Below are 17,177 nucleotides of genomic sequence, written 5' to 3'. Positions count from 1 at the left end.
CTCAAAAGGCCGATAGATTACCCGCCTGAACCAGCAAGAGAAGCCGCAGCATGCCTGAAGTAGCCGCACCAAACACACCTCGCCGCCGAAATATCCAGATCACAGCCACACTCCTGATCCTCTTTACCATCGCCACATTAGCGCTATTACCGCAGGTAATCGGTTATGCCATCAAAGAGTGGACCAAGGAACAAGGGGCGGAACATATATCGATCGGAAATATAGATTTCAACCCTTTCACCGCCGCTTTCCGGCTTGAAAACCTGAAAATTACCGGCAAAGAGGGTTCGACTTTTGCACTCCCGGAGCTTGACCTGCAACTTGAGTGGCTTCCACTTTTGGAGCGACAGATTGTTATTACCGGACTGAGACTCAGCGGCGCCGAAGCCCAACTGACTCATTACGCAAAGGGCCAGCAGATCATCGTTGGCGGCATGACTTTCAGCCTGCAAACCACGGAAGCAAAACATAGCGACATACCCTGGGGCCTCAAGCTCAATCGAATTGAGCTGACAAAGTCCAACCTGAACTATAAGGGGCCCAATTTTTCATCGCTGATAACCCTCAATCAACTGACTCTAAAAGGACTGAGCACAATAGACAAAAACAACACCGTCGACTTGTCACTGGATGGCACACTTGATCAGGCAAGCATCAAGTTGAATGGCGCAGTGATACCTTTTTCAGCATCACCGGGCTTTACCGGTAAGATCGGCATCAAAGACCTCCAGTTGCAACACTATAAGCCCTTAGTGGAATCACAACTCGAGCTCATTGCGGGCGCACTGAACACCGAAGGGAAACTATCATTGCACCTCCCACCCAGCAAAAGCGCCGAGATAACTTTTGACGGCACCTTTGCCTTGAACGATTTACTGCTAGCCCAGTCACCTCTACGCCTTTCCGGGGACAGGTTTACATGGAATGGCACCATCGACATCAAATCTGGCCGCTATACAACTGAAGGAAAGCTGACTACAGAAAAGATGCTGTATGAGGCCGCCGACGGACGCTCCTATCAACACGCCAACGCGGCTTGGACTGGTGCACTTAACCTACAAACTGAAGCCGATAAAAACCAGATTACTGCCAGTGGTACGGCTAACCTAATAAAGAGCACACTGAAAACAGTTGATACCGACATCGCCCTCGAACAGGCCGAGCTTACAATTCAGAAAAGCACCCTAACGACAGGCGCAGATAATCTACAGGCCGCTCTTACAGGCACGCTCAACCTCAAGAACACAGCAGTCGCCTCTCCCAAGGCAAGACTCCAGAGTGAATCCCTGAACTGGGATGGCACAACACAGCTCAACCAAACAGAAGCCGGCTTGAGTACTTCGTTAGAGGGCGCCCTTTCTTCAGGCGCATTACAACTGAAAGACGTCGATTCCAATGCAGATTTAAAATACGCCATGCTCACATGGCAAGGATCATTGGCCCTGGACAAAACAGCTACCCAAACGCTGATTAAGCCTATGGGAAGTCTGCGTATTGAAAGCCCGCTCGTAACAGATACCAATGCAGCACTAACACTCTTGTCTGCAGACGCCATCAATCTGGATCAACTCAACCATCTTGAAGACGACTCCATTGTCGCCGAGCAAATAATGACGCGCTCACTTGTCTTAGGCAAACCACTGCAGGGCGACAACCCACACCCTCTACTCGCGATTGCCGAACTCAACATCGTCCAGCCCAGCTTTTCACCCAACGCTGGCGTAAAAATAGACCAGATTGATGCCGTGGACTTTCAGCAGCGCGTACATCGGCATCCAGATAAGCACTGGAATGCTTCTGTGTTAGTCAACTCAATCAATCAGCTATCCCATTCTGATGGCGGCCAAAGCAAATCGGCAACTGAGCCGCTGCCTATTGAAATAGGTAAGTTCGCAATAACCGGGGATAGCCTCTTTACGTTCCATGACCAGACCACTAAACCGGCTTACCAGACACAGCTCAAACCCACACTACTGAGTATCACGGGGATCAACAGTAACACCCCAGACACACCCGCAATATTTGAACTGAAGGGCATACTCGGAGAGAGCTCCGCCATCAGCCTGACAGGCACGCTGGCGCCGTTTGCTACCAAACAGACCTTTAACCTTAAAGGTCAAATCGAAGGATTGGCGCTGCCACCACTCTCCGCCTACACCATCCCACTGATGGGCTATAAACTGCAGAGCGGGAAGGCAAACAGCGACATCCAACTCTCCGCCAAGGCTGGTCAACTGGAGGGGAGTAGCGACCTGACACTGAACCAACTTGAGGTTGAGCCCCTCAGTGCAGAAAAGATGGCTGCCCTGCAGACCCAACTCAGCATCCCGCTGGAAACCGCCCTCGGCATGCTCAAAGATAAGAATAACCAGATAAAACTCAATCTGCCGATCAGCGGCGATATGAACAATATTAATGTCGACCCAAGTGACGCCATCAATCAGGCCATTGGACGCGCCATGAAAAAGGGGGCCAAGACCTATCTTGCGACCGCCCTTTTCCCTTTTGGAACACTGCTGACATTGGTAGAACTGGCGGGTGATGCCGCCGCCAAAGTACAGCTTGATCCCATTCAGTTTGAACCCGGATCAGATCAATTGAAGAGCGACCAATACGCCTATCTAGAGAAAATAGCGCAGCTACTGAATGACCGATCTGAAATTCACATCCGGCTTTGTGGTGTTAGCGTAGAGTCCGATCGCCAGACCCTGCTGGAAAAAGCCGTGCAGAAACAAAAAGAGATGGCTTTAGCGAAGAAGAAGGAAGAGACCGAGGAAGAAAAAAATACAACAGTGCAAGAGCAACCCCCTATCACTATCAGCATAGGAGACGATGTGCTGAATAAATTGGCCTCAGATCGTGCCACCGCAATCGAGCGTCATCTGTCAGAGCACCATGATGTCAAGGGAGACCGCCTTATCACCTGCGCTCCACGGATCGAAAGCGACGAACAGAAGAGCACCCCAAGGGCCGATCTACTGATCTGATCTTACGACGCCCAAAGCAACTCAAACCAGGACCAGATTATCCCGATGAATCAACTCGGCCTCATCCACATAACCCAGAATTTCCTGGATACGGCTTGAGGCTATACCTTTGATCTGGTCACTCTCGATTGAGTTATAATTGACAAGACCGCGCGCCACTTCCCGACCTTGCTCATCGACACAAGCGACCATTTCTCCACGGGAAAAATTACCCACTACCTGTTTAACGCCGACCGCGAGCAGACTGCGCCCAGACTCCTTGAGCACACGCACCGCACCGGCGTCGACAACCAGGCGACCACGCACCTGAAGATGACCGGCCAGCCAGCGCTTGCGCGCCGCTTCAGCCTCCTGAACAGGCAATAACAAGGTACCGAGTGTTTCACCGGCTGCTATCCGGGTCAGAACACGATCACCCTCACCCGGAGCAATAATGGTCGCCGTACCTGATCGAGCAGCCAGACGTGCTGCACGAACCTTGGTAACCATACCCCCCTGGCCCAACAAACCACCACTCCCACCGGCCACTTGATCCAGCATGGGGTCATCCACCCGGCTCTCCTGGATCAGCACCGCATCACTGTTCTTGCGTGGGTCGCTATCATAGAGTCCATCCTGATCGGTCAACAGGACCAGCAGATCCGCCTCCACCAGATTGGCGACCAGGGCTGCAAGGGTATCATTATCACCAAAACGGAGTTCTTGATTGGCCACCGTGTCATTCTCATTCACCACCGGCACAACACCCAAAGCCAATAAGGTTCTTAATGTGCTTCTGGCATTGAGGTAGCGCCTGCGATTGGTCAGGTCATCATGGGTCAATAACACTTGCGCCGTATGCAGATTATGCTTCTCAAAACAGGTCTCATACGCACGTACCAGGCCCATTTGCCCAATTGCGGCAGCGGCTTGTAACTCATGCAGGGTCGTCGGCCGGGACGTCCAGCCCATCCGACTCATGCCTTCGGCCACCGCACCTGACGAGACCAGGATCAGCTCATTCCCGGCCAACACCCAACCAGCCATCTGCTCAACCCAGGAGGCAAGCGCTTCCCTGGCGAGGCCCTTGCCATCATCCGTCAGCAGCGCGCTGCCAATCTTAACTACCCAGCGACGGGAAGCGGTGAACTTTTCTCGAGACATGTTCATGCTACTGCATCTCAACAAATGATAAGTAATCTAACCTTGCAAGGGATCCCAGGGCGCATCATCATCCTCAACCATACTATCCTTGGGCAAATCCTGCTCACGCAGTACTTTCAAATGAGCCATCAAGGCCTGCATCAATTCACGCGTCCCTTCACCAGTTGCCGCCGAAATCGAAAATACCGGCCCATCCCAACCCAGCTCCTTCAGGATTTCCGCACGCCTCTCTTCAAACTCTTCATCCAGTAGCAGATCCTTCTTATTCAGCACCAGCCACCGCTCTCTTTCATACAGATCATCACTGTACTTCTGCAACTCAGAGACAATCAATCTCGCCTCTTCAGCCGGCGAAACCGTCTCATCGACCGGGGCAATATCGACCAGGTGCAACAACAGTCGCGTGCGACTTAAATGCTTCAGAAAGCGCAGACCCAGCCCCGCCCCTTCCGCCGCCCCTTCAATCACACCGGGAATATCCGCAATAACAAAACTGTTACCCGTGCCCAGGCTGACCACACCCAGATTTGGATGCAATGTCGTGAAGGGGTAATCCGCTACCTTGGGTGTCGCACTGGAAACTTTAGAGATCAGACTGGATTTACCCGCATTAGGCATACCCAGCAACCCAACATCAGCCAGCAGAATCAATTCGAGCAAGATATCCCGCTCTTCACCCATAGATCCGGGCGTGAACTGTCGTGGCGCGCGATTGGTACTGCTCTTAAACCGGGCATTACCAATGCCATGAAATCCGCCCTTGGCCACCAACAATTTCTGGCCATCCGCCAACAGCTCTCCAATCAGCTCATCAGCCTCCAGATCCGTAACACGAGTCCCTACCGGGACCTTGACATAAAGATCCTCAGCACTGCGGCCGGTACAATTACGTCCCATACCCTGCTGTCCGCTGTGGGCCCGATGACGCCGCTGATGTCGAAAATCAACTAACGTATTCAATCCGGAATCGGCGACCAGATAGACGCTTCCACCATCACCCCCATCGCCGCCATCCGGGCCACCGCGGGGTATATATTTTTCGCGTCGAAAACTGACGGCGCCATTACCGCCTTTACCCGCTTCTACACGAATTGTGGCTTCATCAACAAATTTCATCGGCCTGTCCGGTTATGGAAAACTCTATCGCTATAACGTAAAAAGCCCCGTCAAAAGACGAGGCCCTTTATAGCGCTTATCTGGCGAGGCGATCAGGCCGGAATCACGCTCACAAAGCGACGATTTTTCGGGCCTTTCACTTCAAACTTTACTACGCCATCAATCTTAGCGAACAGGGTGTGATCTTTACCACAGCCCACGTTGACGCCATTATGTACAGCGGTGCCGCGCTGACGAATGATAATGCCACCGGCATTGATTTCCTGTCCGCCAAAAACCTTTACACCAAGGCGCTTCGACTGTGAATCGCGACCGTTACGTGTACTACCGCCTGCTTTCTTATGTGCCATTGCCTTACCCTGCCCTTAACCTGCGCTGATACCGGTAATTTCGAGTTCAGTATACCATTGACGATGTCCCTGGCGCTTCATGTGGTGCTTGCGACGCTTGAACTTCAAGATCGTCACTTTCTTGGCCCGACCATGAGACTTCACCGTAGCGGTCACTTTACCACCCGCTACATAGGGGGTTCCAATTTTGATGTCTTCGCCGTTGGCGACCATCAGGACTTTGTCAAGATCAAGAGAAGCGCCTTCTTCGGCAACCAACTTCTCAACTTTAACGGTATCGCCCTCGGAAACCCGGTACTGCTTACCCCCGGTCTGAATTACGGCATACATACCAAAATCTCCGCGAAAATCTGCTAATCCGGCGCAAAGACAACCAACGCGCCAATGAAAGAGGCGGAATTCTACCCGTGACAGCGAGGCAGGTCAATCATCATTCTGAAAAAACCCTCAAAAACCGACCGCCGGACAACCCTGGGCCCGCTTCCACGACTGCCGTGTGCTTGACAGCCTGGAGACAGGCTCCTAGCATGCTCCACTCCTAATATACCCTGAAACAAAAGCAGTTAAAGACTAAACCATGGAAATGAGCACAATCCGCGAGTTGGTTGAGGAAGATATGAAGGCGGTTGACGCCCTGATCCTGCAGCGACTCCAGTCAGATGTGGTACTGATCAATCAGGTTGGCCATTACATTGTTAATAGCGGTGGCAAGCGTCTACGCCCGATGATTGTGCTTTTAGCGGCCCGGGCACTCAATTACCAGGGCAACCGGCATATCGATCTAGCGGCCGTAATTGAGTTTATTCACACCGCCACGCTACTCCATGACGACGTGGTCGACGAATCCGACATGCGCCGCAACAGGGACACCGCAAATGCGGTCTGGGGTAATGCGGCCAGTGTGCTGGTTGGCGATTTTCTCTATTCACGCTCTTTTGAGATGATGGTCGATATGGGCATGATGCGCGTGATGGAGGTCCTATCTCATGCCACCAATCGCATCGCAGAAGGTGAAGTACTGCAACTCCTTAACTGCAACGATCCGGATACGACCGAAGAGAAATACCGCGAGGTAATCCTTCGCAAGACCGCCACCCTTTTCGAGGCCGGATCGCGGCTTGGCGCCGTCCTGGGAGAAGCTACCTCTGAACAGGAACAGGCGTTAGCTGATTATGGTCTGCATTTGGGCATCGCTTTCCAGATTATTGATGACGCCCTGGATTACAGCACCTCCAGTGAAGAGATTGGCAAGAATATTGGTGATGATCTCGAAGAGGGAAAACCGACACTGCCCATCCTGCGGGCCATGGAAGTAGGTACGCCGGAACAGCGCCAAGCACTCAGAGAAGTGATCGAAAAAGGTGGCCGTGAACATATCGACGTGGTAATGGCCGCCATTGAATCGACCGATGCGATCGAGTACACTGCGCGCCTCGCGCAAGAGGAAGCCGAGAAGGCCAAAACAGCGCTCCTGACGCTGCCTTCATCACCCTTCCGCGACGCATTGACTGCCCTGGCAGATTTCTCAGTCAGACGCAGAAGTTAGACCAGAATCGGGGTGTAGCTCAGCCTGGTAGAGCACTGCCTTCGGGAGGCAGGGGCCGGAGGTTCGAATCCTCTCACCCCGACCAAAAAATGTTCCGAATCAACTGATTACTGCGAAAGGCAGTAAGCACTGAGTTGCCCCCTTCACAACCTACGCTACAAATAATCTGGCCATTAGATTTGTCCTGTTGCGATCCACACCACGTCTTAACTCAGGCGGAATACACCTCATCCAGAAAAGCCCTGACCGGCTGAATAATCGGGGCGTCATCATTCAGCAACATCGTAAAATGATTGACCCTGCTGACATCGAGCCGCCGCCCCTTGGGAATCCATTTGACGATGGCATCCGTTTCAGCATCGGTGAAGATGTGCCCGTGGTCGGCATCGGTCAACCCTTCATCCGCACGGACAAACAACGCCGGACACGATAGAGCTGGAAAGTGCAGACACATGCTGTAGAGAAAATGCAGATCAAGGTCTTTGTGCAGACTCTGCGCTGACGCCTTGGGTTGCACGCAGCCATCCTCAATCAGATAGACATCTTCCCGCAGATAGGCCTCCAGCATCTCGCCCCATTGTCGGCCATAAAACGGCATCGCCCGCATTGCTTTCAGATAAGCAGCCATCGAGGGATAGGGTGATTCAAGATGATTCAGTGTCGGACGAATCGCCTTCAGGACCCGCTCGGTGGGGTCTGCCCCACCTTCCAACAACACAATAGCCTCCACCAGAGAAGGACGGATTGAGGCAAGATAGGTACCAACGGTGGCACCAAACGAGTGACCCACAATGGAAAACTTATCGATACCCAACTGCTTGGTTAACATCAAAATATCGCTGACATGATAGGCGAAGCCATAACCCTCTTCAGGTTTATCACTGTCGCCCCGCCCCCGCAGATCAATAGCAATGACGCGATAGTCCGGCGAGAGCGCCGCACCCAGTCGCTCAAAACTCCCTTTATGCGCCGCAAAGCTGGGCAGACAAATGACCGTTTTTCCTTCACCCGTCCACTCCCGATAACTCAGGATGATCCCGTTAACTTGAACAGTTGATGTTTCAGCCATTTGCCTTACACACCACCTACCAGTACTTTTCCATGTGCAGATTGCCCGGCTCGCGCGGCCGTTTCTGTTGGTAGCCCCGAGCCTCAAGCCTTACCGTGGCATTTTCAATCATGGCAGGATTACCGCAGAGCAAGACATGGCTTGGACCCGGATCAAGCGCAAAACCACACAACTCCTCGATCGCCGGGTCATCCAGAAACGGCGGCAGCCGGCCGGTGAATCCTTGCCAGTCCTGATCAATCTGCGGACGCGATATGGTGGGAATATAACGGAAGTGGTCATTGTACTGGGCCAGGGATTCAAGCTCGCGACGATAACCCAGATCCCAGGAAAAGCTGGCGCCGTGCAACACCGCAATCCGTCGATCCCGGTTGGCCAGCACTTCACTGCGCAGCATACTGATGTAGGGGGCCAGACCCGTTCCGGTGCCTACCAATAGCACATCACTCTCTTGCGGCACTTTATCCAGGGTAAATATGCCCTTCGATTTCTCCGCCACATGCAGCCGATCACCCTCTTTCAGGGCAAACAAGCGGGGGGTCAGGGCACCAGACGAAACGATTGACACGTAAAATTCCAGATACTCCTGTTGGCTACTCCCGGACGCGATGGAATAGGCCCTTCTAATCATCGGATCACCACCCGGCTCATCACCTTCATCTTCGACCGCAGCCTCAGGAATCCGGGGGGCCTCCCGCAGCAGCCCCAGCATGGTGTATTGCCCTGCCTTGAATTTGAAACCTGGATTGTCGAGACACACTTGCAGGATGCGGATCTCTCCCGTTACTTCGATACATCGAGTCACAGTGGCGTTATAACTGAATTTACTTGTTTTCATAAAATACAATGAAGTCTTATGTGATCCAAATGCCCTAGAAAGCATCTAGGCATATTAGTTTCATTTGATACTTTATTGCCGTTTATGTCAAATCCTCAACCCCACCAACCCGCTTTAAAAGTGGATTACTTCGCCTAGCGTTGGAATCGAAGCATCCCAGTTAAATTGATCTACAAAACACTTCTGCAAGGCCAGCATGCTGTCACTTTCACCATGCACCAGATAGAGCCTGGGCATCGCCTTGCGCATATGGCCCGCCCACTCCAATAATTGGCTCTGGCCGGCATGGGCTGAAAAGCCACCCAGTGTGTGAATCTGCGCCTTCACTGCAATCTCACTGCCGAGAATCTTGACCTTCTTGACCCCATCCACCAGCAATCGACCAAGGGTTCCACGCGCCTGGAATCCAGAGATGATCAGGTGGGTATTTTTACGCCACAGATTATATTTCAAATGGTGGCGTATACGCCCGCCATGACACATGCCACTGCCGGCAATGATAATCGCCCCGCCACTGATCTTGTTGAGTGCCATCGACTCTTCAACACTCTTGGTAAACCGCAGAATCGGCAGCCACTGCTGCCAGTCATGGGTCATCAATTTGCGAAACTCAGGATCATCCTTGTTGAACAGCCGGGTATACTGCTCATAAATCTCACTGATACTGGTGGCCATAGGGCTGTCGACATAGATATTCTGCTGTTGTAACTGGCCCGACTGATAAAGCTGGCCAAGATGGTAGATCAAGTCCTGGGTACGCCCAACCGCAAAAGAAGGGATCAGCACGTTGCCACCGCTCTTGGCCGCCGCATCCAGTGCCGCTTTAAACTCATCTATCGTGGCCTCCAGTGACTGGTGATTCCGGTCACCGTAGGTAGATTCAAGTAGCAGTAAATCCGCCTCGGTGATAATCTCTGGATCACGCATCAGTGGCGCATGGCTGTTGCCAAGATCACCAGAGAACACCAACTTCTTCGTCTCGCCCTTATCCTCAATCCACAACTCCACAATAGCCGAACCAAGAATATGCCCCGCATCACGAAAACAGAGTTTGATGCCGGGCAAAATCTCTGTCACCGCTCCATAGGGTCGGCCTTCACACAACCCCAACTCCCTCTCAACATCATCAAGCGTATAGAGTGGTTCAATAGAGCGCTTACCTGCGCGTGCACGACGCTTATTCTCCCACTCGGTATCCTTTTCCTGCAGAAATGCCGCATCTTTATGCATCGTCGGCAATAGAGCCTCAGTCTGCATCGTCATATAAATCGGACCGCTGTAACCCCGCTTGACCAGAAGCGGCAACATCCCTGAATGATCCAGATGAGCATGGGAGATAACAACGGCAGCTAATGTTGTGACATCAAAAGGCAATGGATCTTCTTGCTCCCTTTGTTTACCTTTGCTCTTATCCCGCTTCTCTCCCTGAAGCATCCCGCACTCCAGCAGCACCTTCTGCTGCTCCGTTTGAATGAGGTAACAAGAGCCGGTTACCCGCTGCGCCGCACCCAGAAATGTTAATGTACTCACCTCGTTCGCCTCTCCCTATCACAGATTTAACACATAGACCCTATAATCATCATAGCCTAAACACACTAATCGATAGTGCTCTCGGAGGCTCTATTGACCCCAATCAACAAGCTCCTTTGATAGATGTAACATTATTACCCTAGACTTGTCACAGGGTGTGATCTCTGTGTAATAAGATTCCAGGACCTAATATGACGACCCAAGAAAGCCGCACGCAAACTCCCTTCTGGCATGCAAATGATCATGTACAGGTAGCTAGTTTTTTTACTACACCCGCAGCAGGCCTGACCGAAGAGGAAGCTAAAGCGCGGCTGAATAAATACGGCCCCAATCGCCTCAACCCACCCGCAGGCAGAAATGCTTGGCAACGCTTTCTGGAGCAATTCAAAAATGTGTTGATCTATGTGCTGTTACTGGCCGGCATTGTCACAGCAGCGCTGGGACATTGGGTCGACTCTGGCGTTATCTTTGGCGTGGTTTTCATCAACGCCATCATCGGATTCATACAAGAAGGCAAAGCAGAGCGTGCTTTAGAGGCCGTTAAAAACATGCTATCACCGCAGGCCATGGTGATCAGAGAAGGCAAACGTTATACCCTATCGGCCGATCAAATCGTCCCAGGGGATCTGGTGTTTATTCAATCAGGCGATAAGATCCCTGCAGATCTGCGACTCATAAAAATCAGAAACCTGAGAGTCGATGAGGCCATGCTGACAGGCGAGTCACTGCCTGTAGAAAAAACTATAGAAGCCGTGCCTACCGAGTCTCCCCTGGGGGATCGAACCTGTATGGCCTACTCCGGCACACTGGTCACCTTCGGCCAAGGCACCGGCATTGTCGTTGCGACAGGCGACCAGAGTGAGATCGGTCGCATCAGCGCATTGCTGGCCGAGGTCAAGGCGCTGAGTACGCCGCTGACACGACAGATGGCAACATTTGCCAGCCAACTCTCCATAGCCATTCTGGCCATTGCCTTGCTCGCCGCTCTGTTTGGTATTCTGGTTCACGACTACTCCCTTGAGGAGATGTTTCTCGCCGCAGTCGGCCTAGCTGTCGCCGCCATACCCGAAGGCCTGCCGGCCATCATCACAATAACCCTGGCTATTGGCGTTCAACGGATGGCCAACAGAAGCGCCATTATCAGACGCCTACCTGCAGTTGAAACCCTTGGCTCAGTCGATGTTATCTGCTCCGATAAGACAGGCACTTTGACCCGAAACGAGATGATGGTTCAGTCTCTGGTTTTTGCTGACCAGACCTTCCGGGTCGAGGGGAATGGTTACGATCCTCATGGTGAGTTTATCGATGAAAATGATATACATTCTGATCTGTCAAACCCACTGCTAAAGACCTGCTGTAGAGCCGCTATTCTCTGCAATGATGCCGCACTCACCGAAGATCAGGGACAGTGGAAGCTTCACGGTGATCCAATGGAAGGCGCGCTGGTCGTACTCGGATTGAAAGCAGGCTATGAACAAAACCTGCTTGCAGAACAGATGCCCCGAACGGACATAATTCCCTTCGAATCGGAACATCGTTTCATGGCAACACTGCATCACGACCACGAAGGTAAAGGCTACATCTACATCAAAGGTGCCTGTGAAGCGATCCTGCCGCGCTGTAGCACCCAATACACCTATCACGGCCCCCAACCCATTGACCCGGCATTCTGGTCTGAGCAGACTGAAATTATCGCAGCACGAGGTGAGCGCACACTCGCTATCGCCATGCGCCCCGCCGACCCAGAACAAAATGCGCTCAACTTCAGTGATGTTGAGGAAGGGCTCATCCTTCTCGGAATGGTGGGCATTGTTGACCCACCACGCCACGAAGCCATAGAGGCCATCAGCCGTTGCTATTCCGCAGGCATCGAAGTGAAGATGATCACCGGTGACCATGTCACCACCGCTCGCGCCATAGGTAAAAACATGGGCATCAGGGGGGCTGATCATGCACTGACAGGCGTTGAACTGGAATCAATGGATGACACAACGCTCAAGGAACAGGTCCGGCAGAACAATATTTTTGCACGCACCAGCCCCGAACAAAAGCTTCGTCTGGTCAAGGCGTTACAGGCTAACAACTGGGTAGCTGCCATGACCGGAGATGGGGTAAATGATGCCCCTGCGTTGAAACGCGCCGATATTGGCGTGGCCATGGGAATCAAGGGCAGTGAAACGGCCAAGGAATCTGCCGAAATGGTCCTGGCAGATGATAACTTTGCCTCGATTGTTAAAGCGATTGAAGAGGGGCGAACAGTTTATGACAACATCAAAAAATCGATCCTGTTCATTCTACCCACCAATGGCGGAGAGGCACTCACAATCTTGGCGGCCATTGCCTTTGGTCGATTACTACCGGTGACGGCCGCACAAATTCTTTGGGTCAATATGATCACTGCCGTCACGCTCGCCCTTTCACTGGCTTTTGAACCGGCCGAGGCCAATATCATGCAACGGCCACCCCGTGACAACACCGGCTCACTGCTGTCATCCTTTATGGTCTGGCGCATCCTGTTTGTCTCACTGCTGATGGTGGCAGCTACATTTGGGCTGTTCCTCTGGGAACGAAACACCGGAGCCAGCATTGAGGTAGCCCGGACAGTAGCTGTAAATACGTTGGTTGTTGCGGAAATATTCTACCTGCTGAACACCCGTTACATCACAGCACCTGTCATCAATAGACAGGGATTGCTGGGCAGCCGCTATGTGCTTCTCGCTATCGTGATCGTATCACTATTCCAGCTTCTGTTTACCTACATGCCCATCATGCAACTGTTCTTCCACTCGGCCCCACTCACCCTGGAGGCATGGGGACGAATTTTCAGCGCCGGGATAATACTTTTCCTGCTGGTAGAACTGGAAAAATGGATTGTACGGGGACGGTTAAAGGACCAATAACACTAGCCCATCAAACCTGAACTGATCGTGCGGCTATCAGCACAATCTGTACTTTCAGCGCAATGCCGTTTGGATAGGACCATCGATCGCAAAGTACACAAAAAGCAGCCCCACTCACGTGGGGCTCAGTGGCACTGATCTCATCCTGGAGATCGATCCTTCTGCACAACACTCTGCCCTAAACTCATTATTCCCACAGGGACGAAAGAATCACACCCAGCTCATCCCGGGGAGAACAAATATCTGGTCAATAGGTTACCAGCTTAGACTGAATGAAGCCGATTTTCAGCATGCAGAAGGGAACCGTTACAATTGTTGACAGTTGGCGCGGAGCAGGAAATACAGTACGGGTCAGGCTACCTGACTATCATTTAACTGCTCAAGGCGATAGCCGTGCTGGTAGATAGCCTTTAACTGCCAGCCATGTTCCGGCGTCAAATGCAGTTTTTGGCGCAAACGGCTGACATGAGTATCTACCGTTCGCGTCGCAATGTTGGCAGTAATACCCCAGATCGTTTCCAACAGATGGTCTCTCGATATAAGGCGACCCACATTGGTAAACAGCATCACGGCCAATTGAAACTCACGATCTGTCAGTTCAACCAACTCACCCGCCACTCTCGCTTCACTTTGTCGGACGTTGAGTGTCATGTCACCAAACACCAGTGTCTCTCCCTGGGGATTATCACTATTACTACGTCGTGCAAGGGCATTAATCCGAGCCAGTGTCACCGCTTTAGAGGCCGGCTTAACAATATAATCATCCGCCCCTTTTTCCAGCGCATAGACGATATCTTCCTCAGAATCCCGCGCCGTCATAAACAACACCGGAATGCGCCAATCGATCTGCTTGCGCACCCACTCCAAAACCTCGATCCCTGAAGAGACGCTCAGCTCCCAGTCGAGAATAAGCAGATCAAAGCTGCTCCGTTTTAAATCTTTCTGAAAGCTAGCGGCATCCAGATGCGGATGGCAGCTGTGCCCCCCCATCTCCAACCAGAGCTGGATCATTTTATTCTGATCCTTATCGTCCTCTAAAACCGCTATTCGCACTATCGACCTCTCACTGTAGGCTAGACACCTTGCCGACTATTTTCTAGCACAGGGCTAATTCCGCACAAAGTGTATCACTTTATAACCTTGTGACTAAACCCGAGCATCGCTCACTTTGGCTTCTTCCTGAAACTCTCGAACAGCCCATATTGCCAACGCCTTAAAGCCAACACGACTGTAGTACCGTATCGTTGATCGAAAGGAAGCTGGGCATCATCCTGGTTCAACTCATCAAACTCCCGCACCAACTGCTCCAACTTACGCTGAAAAACCGCATTCGAACTGGTGGCCAGCATACCGTTAATAACAATCAACCGCTCATGCTCCTTCACAAAACGGGAGCTGAAAAAATCGGCTTCCAGCTTCTCTTGGTAGAAGCGCTGTATCGGCCCGTCCTCGCGCCATTTAAAATTTGTCGCGACTAAAAGTTTGATCCTGTTTTTTGGCAGCAGCTCAATCAGTTTCAATCGGTCTAATCTAGCCAGATGCTGAATACATCGCGTCTCTGACAGTTGGTAATAACTAACCATCTGTTGATATGTCCAGCGGTTCAATGCACACACCGCTATCAGCAGCAACTCAACATCCGCCGCCAGCTCACGCTCCTGCTCTATCGTGAGACTCGTGATGGGTGCCTTTGCTTCTGCCTCCATCTGTTTTACTAAATCAGATATCTCCAGGTCAATCAGCTGACAAATCTGATCCAGTCGCTGTAGTGAGAAGCTCTTATCAGAAAAGAGTCGCTTTACACTGGCTTCGGAGAGCCCAAGATGGCTCGACACATCGGCATAGGTCTTGCCATGTGCCTTCAGCACCTTTTTCAGGGTGTCGATCAGTTGGATTGTCTGCGACATAGTACTCTTCATTTAAGTATCGATTTCCAATACTATCAGAATAAAATGCGTCGACAAGACACGGTAATTCACTACGCTAGTGATAATTTCACTGCACAGGGGATTTGAAGGGAAGGCCTAGACTATAGGCGGATCGTGCACTTGAACTAAAACAGTGTGGATTACCAGCAGGAATCAGGGGCAGCGCCATCGCGCCACCCCTTTATCGATCAATAGTTATAACCTGACTCCTCATGGCTGACGATATCCAGGCCTTCAACTTCCTGCTCTTCGCTAACACGGAGACCATTCGTCATCAACGCAACCAGCTTCAAAATCAGGTAAGTTCCCACCGCGGTGAACACAATACCTACAGTCACACCAACAAACTGCACCCAAAACTGCCCACCCATGCTCTCAATGCCATCAGCAAATCCGAAGCCACTGAATACGCCCAGTTCTGTCGACGAAAGCACACCTGCCAGCAAGGTACCCATAATGCCGCCAATACCGTGAACTGGGAATACATCGAGAGAGTCATCAATCTTCAGCACACGCTTGATGTATTGCGTGGCGGTAAAGCAGACGCCCCCCGCAAGCAGACCAATGATCAGCGCCCCACCCGGTCCCACAAAGCCTGACGCCGGTGTAATGGTACCCAAACCAGCCACCATACCCGTAACGGCCCCCAACACACTGGGCTTACCGAAACGCTTCCACTCAATGAACGACCAGGTCATGGCACCTGCCGCCGCTGATATGTGAGTCGAAAGCATGGCCATAGCAGCATCACCATTGGCCGCCAATGCACTGCCGCCATTAAAGCCAAACCAGCCAACCCAGAGCATGCCAGCACCAGTGACCGTCATGGTCATGTTGTGGGGTGGCATTGCGGTTGTCGGGAAACCTTTGCGTGGCCCCAAGACCACCGCAGCAACCAAGGCAGCCACACCGGCCGTGATATGGACCACCACGCCGCCAGCAAAATCAAACAGGCCCATCTGCTGTAGCCAGCCACCCCCCCAAACCCAGTGGGTAATCGGTGAATAGACAACCACCAACCAGATACAGCTAAACAACAGCATGGAGGAAAACTTCATCCGCTCTGCATAACCACCGATAATCAGCGCTGGCGTAATAACGGCAAAAGTCATCTGAAACAACATAAAAAGTGATTCAGGTATATCACCAGACAGGGAGTCCCGACCTACCCCGGCCATCATGACCTTGCTGAAATCACCAATCCAGGCGTTTCCTTCGCCAAAGGCAATACTGTAGCCAAAAACCAACCAGATAATGGATGCCGCCCCTGCAATGGCAAAACACTGCATCAACACCGAGAGCACATTCTTGGTCCTCACCAGACCGCCATAAAACAGCGCCAAACCCGGCAGGGTCATAAACAGCACCAGCGCAGTAGACGTCAGTATCCAAGCGGTATTGGCACCATTCAAGGCCGCCTCCTCGGCCTGTACCAGTCCTGGCAGCAAAGCCATCGGTGGCATTATTAATAGAGGTTTTTTCATTACATCACTCCCAAGCATAAAGAAAAGGCACCGCCGACGAGTGCCTGTTTTATCTGATCCATATGACCATTTAACCCAAAAGGGCAAAACGACCAAACAAATGCACAATTCATGCCCATGAATAATTCACAATAAATACAATAAGTTGATAAATAAACGAATCAAAAAGATGCAGGCACCGCACCCTTTGGATGCACCACCGGGATAAACTTGCACTAAAGTGGTGCATTAATTAACGCGCAAAAAAAACCGCCCAGGGGAGGGGGCGGCGTTAAGTCAGACTATT

The 17,177-nt window shown here is 51.8% G+C and carries 13 protein-coding genes and 1 tRNA gene; 4 read left to right on the top strand and 10 right to left on the bottom strand.

From position 1 onward, the window contains the following. Window positions 1–50: 50 nt before the first annotated feature. On the top strand, window positions 51–2,987 hold the full coding sequence (locus FHP88_RS01345) for a DUF748 domain-containing protein (RefSeq protein WP_144357186.1): 2,937 nt from the start codon (window positions 51–53) through the stop codon (window positions 2,985–2,987). 21 nt (window positions 2,988–3,008) lie between these two features. Here FHP88_RS01345 and proB read toward each other — a convergent pair whose 3' ends face one another. From proB to rplU, 4 genes are all read right to left on the bottom strand, one after another. Next, window positions 3,009–4,136 (bottom strand): glutamate 5-kinase, encoded by a 1,128-nt coding sequence (proB, locus tag FHP88_RS01340; RefSeq protein ID WP_144357185.1) that lies wholly within the window; start codon window positions 4,134–4,136, stop codon window positions 3,009–3,011. Window positions 4,137–4,166: 30 nt separating this feature from the next. Then, entirely contained in the window at window positions 4,167–5,246 is a 1,080-nt protein-coding gene (cgtA, locus tag FHP88_RS01335) for an Obg family GTPase CgtA (protein ID WP_144357184.1), read from the bottom strand. A 92-nt stretch (window positions 5,247–5,338) separates the two neighbouring features. Further along, window positions 5,339–5,596 (bottom strand): 50S ribosomal protein L27, encoded by a 258-nt coding sequence (gene rpmA / locus FHP88_RS01330; RefSeq protein ID WP_144357183.1) that lies wholly within the window; start codon window positions 5,594–5,596, stop codon window positions 5,339–5,341. A 15-nt stretch (window positions 5,597–5,611) separates the two neighbouring features. Next, window positions 5,612–5,926, bottom strand: a complete 315-nt coding sequence (rplU, locus tag FHP88_RS01325; protein ID WP_144357182.1) for a 50S ribosomal protein L21 — start codon at window positions 5,924–5,926, stop codon at window positions 5,612–5,614. Window positions 5,927–6,173: 247 nt separating this feature from the next. On the opposite strand from rplU, the gene ispB reads away from it, so the two are divergent. Both ispB and FHP88_RS01315 read left to right on the top strand, forming a co-directional pair. Continuing rightward, complete coding sequence (gene ispB / locus FHP88_RS01320; protein WP_144357181.1) at window positions 6,174–7,142, top strand: octaprenyl diphosphate synthase; 969 nt, start codon at window positions 6,174–6,176, stop codon at window positions 7,140–7,142. An 8-nt stretch (window positions 7,143–7,150) separates the two neighbouring features. After that, window positions 7,151–7,227: transfer RNA gene (locus FHP88_RS01315), tRNA-Pro, on the top strand. A gap of 126 nt (window positions 7,228–7,353) precedes the next feature. Here the strand turns inward: FHP88_RS01315 and FHP88_RS01310 are convergent. From FHP88_RS01310 to FHP88_RS01300, 3 genes are all read right to left on the bottom strand, one after another. Continuing rightward, window positions 7,354–8,211 (bottom strand): alpha/beta fold hydrolase, encoded by an 858-nt coding sequence (locus tag FHP88_RS01310; RefSeq protein WP_144357180.1) that lies wholly within the window; start codon window positions 8,209–8,211, stop codon window positions 7,354–7,356. 16 nt (window positions 8,212–8,227) lie between these two features. Beyond that, entirely contained in the window at window positions 8,228–9,049 is an 822-nt protein-coding gene (locus tag FHP88_RS01305; protein WP_186297553.1) for a ferredoxin--NADP reductase, read from the bottom strand. Between the two features lie 114 nt (window positions 9,050–9,163). Beyond that, window positions 9,164–10,579, bottom strand: a complete 1,416-nt coding sequence (locus FHP88_RS01300) for an MBL fold metallo-hydrolase RNA specificity domain-containing protein (protein ID WP_144357178.1) — start codon at window positions 10,577–10,579, stop codon at window positions 9,164–9,166. A 191-nt stretch (window positions 10,580–10,770) separates the two neighbouring features. Here FHP88_RS01300 and FHP88_RS01295 point away from each other — a divergent pair, with 191 nt between their 5' ends. Then, the gene (locus tag FHP88_RS01295; RefSeq protein WP_144357177.1) at window positions 10,771–13,479 is read left to right on the top strand and encodes a cation-transporting P-type ATPase; all 2,709 of its coding nucleotides are present in this window, start codon (window positions 10,771–10,773) and stop codon (window positions 13,477–13,479) included. A gap of 351 nt (window positions 13,480–13,830) precedes the next feature. On the opposite strand, the gene FHP88_RS01290 is transcribed toward FHP88_RS01295, so the two are convergent. The 3 genes from FHP88_RS01290 to FHP88_RS01280 form a co-directional block, all read right to left on the bottom strand. Beyond that, window positions 13,831–14,532, bottom strand: coding sequence for a response regulator transcription factor (locus FHP88_RS01290; protein WP_144357176.1), 702 nt, complete (start codon window positions 14,530–14,532; stop codon window positions 13,831–13,833). Window positions 14,533–14,642: 110 nt separating this feature from the next. After that, window positions 14,643–15,386, bottom strand: a complete 744-nt coding sequence (locus FHP88_RS01285; protein WP_144357175.1) for a helix-turn-helix domain-containing protein — start codon at window positions 15,384–15,386, stop codon at window positions 14,643–14,645. A gap of 209 nt (window positions 15,387–15,595) precedes the next feature. Next, on the bottom strand, window positions 15,596–16,891 hold the full coding sequence (locus FHP88_RS01280) for an ammonium transporter (protein WP_144357174.1): 1,296 nt from the start codon (window positions 16,889–16,891) through the stop codon (window positions 15,596–15,598). Window positions 16,892–17,177 lie beyond the last annotated feature (286 nt).

The organism is Sedimenticola selenatireducens, assembly GCF_007625115.1.
GTDB lineage: Bacteria > Pseudomonadota > Gammaproteobacteria > Chromatiales > Chromatiaceae > Sedimenticola > Sedimenticola selenatireducens_A.
This window is presented reverse-complemented; position numbering and strand designations above follow the sequence as displayed.

Coding starts and splice junctions, on each gene's coding strand:
- FHP88_RS01280 (WP_144357174.1), bottom strand. CDS start 16,891: ATGAAAAAACCTCTATTAATAATGCCACCGATGGCTTTGCTGCCAGGA.
- rpmA (WP_144357183.1), bottom strand. CDS start 5,596: ATGGCACATAAGAAAGCAGGCGGTAGTACACGTAACGGTCGCGATTCA.
- proB (WP_144357185.1), bottom strand. CDS start 4,136: ATGAACATGTCTCGAGAAAAGTTCACCGCTTCCCGTCGCTGGGTAGTT.
- FHP88_RS01295 (WP_144357177.1), top strand. CDS start 10,771: ATGACGACCCAAGAAAGCCGCACGCAAACTCCCTTCTGGCATGCAAAT.
- FHP88_RS01305 (WP_186297553.1), bottom strand. CDS start 9,049: ATGAAAACAAGTAAATTCAGTTATAACGCCACTGTGACTCGATGTATC.
- ispB (WP_144357181.1), top strand. CDS start 6,174: ATGGAAATGAGCACAATCCGCGAGTTGGTTGAGGAAGATATGAAGGCG.
- FHP88_RS01310 (WP_144357180.1), bottom strand. CDS start 8,211: ATGGCTGAAACATCAACTGTTCAAGTTAACGGGATCATCCTGAGTTAT.
- rplU (WP_144357182.1), bottom strand. CDS start 5,926: ATGTATGCCGTAATTCAGACCGGGGGTAAGCAGTACCGGGTTTCCGAG.
- cgtA (WP_144357184.1), bottom strand. CDS start 5,246: ATGAAATTTGTTGATGAAGCCACAATTCGTGTAGAAGCGGGTAAAGGC.
- FHP88_RS01345 (WP_144357186.1), top strand. CDS start 51: ATGCCTGAAGTAGCCGCACCAAACACACCTCGCCGCCGAAATATCCAG.
- FHP88_RS01285 (WP_144357175.1), bottom strand. CDS start 15,386: ATGTCGCAGACAATCCAACTGATCGACACCCTGAAAAAGGTGCTGAAG.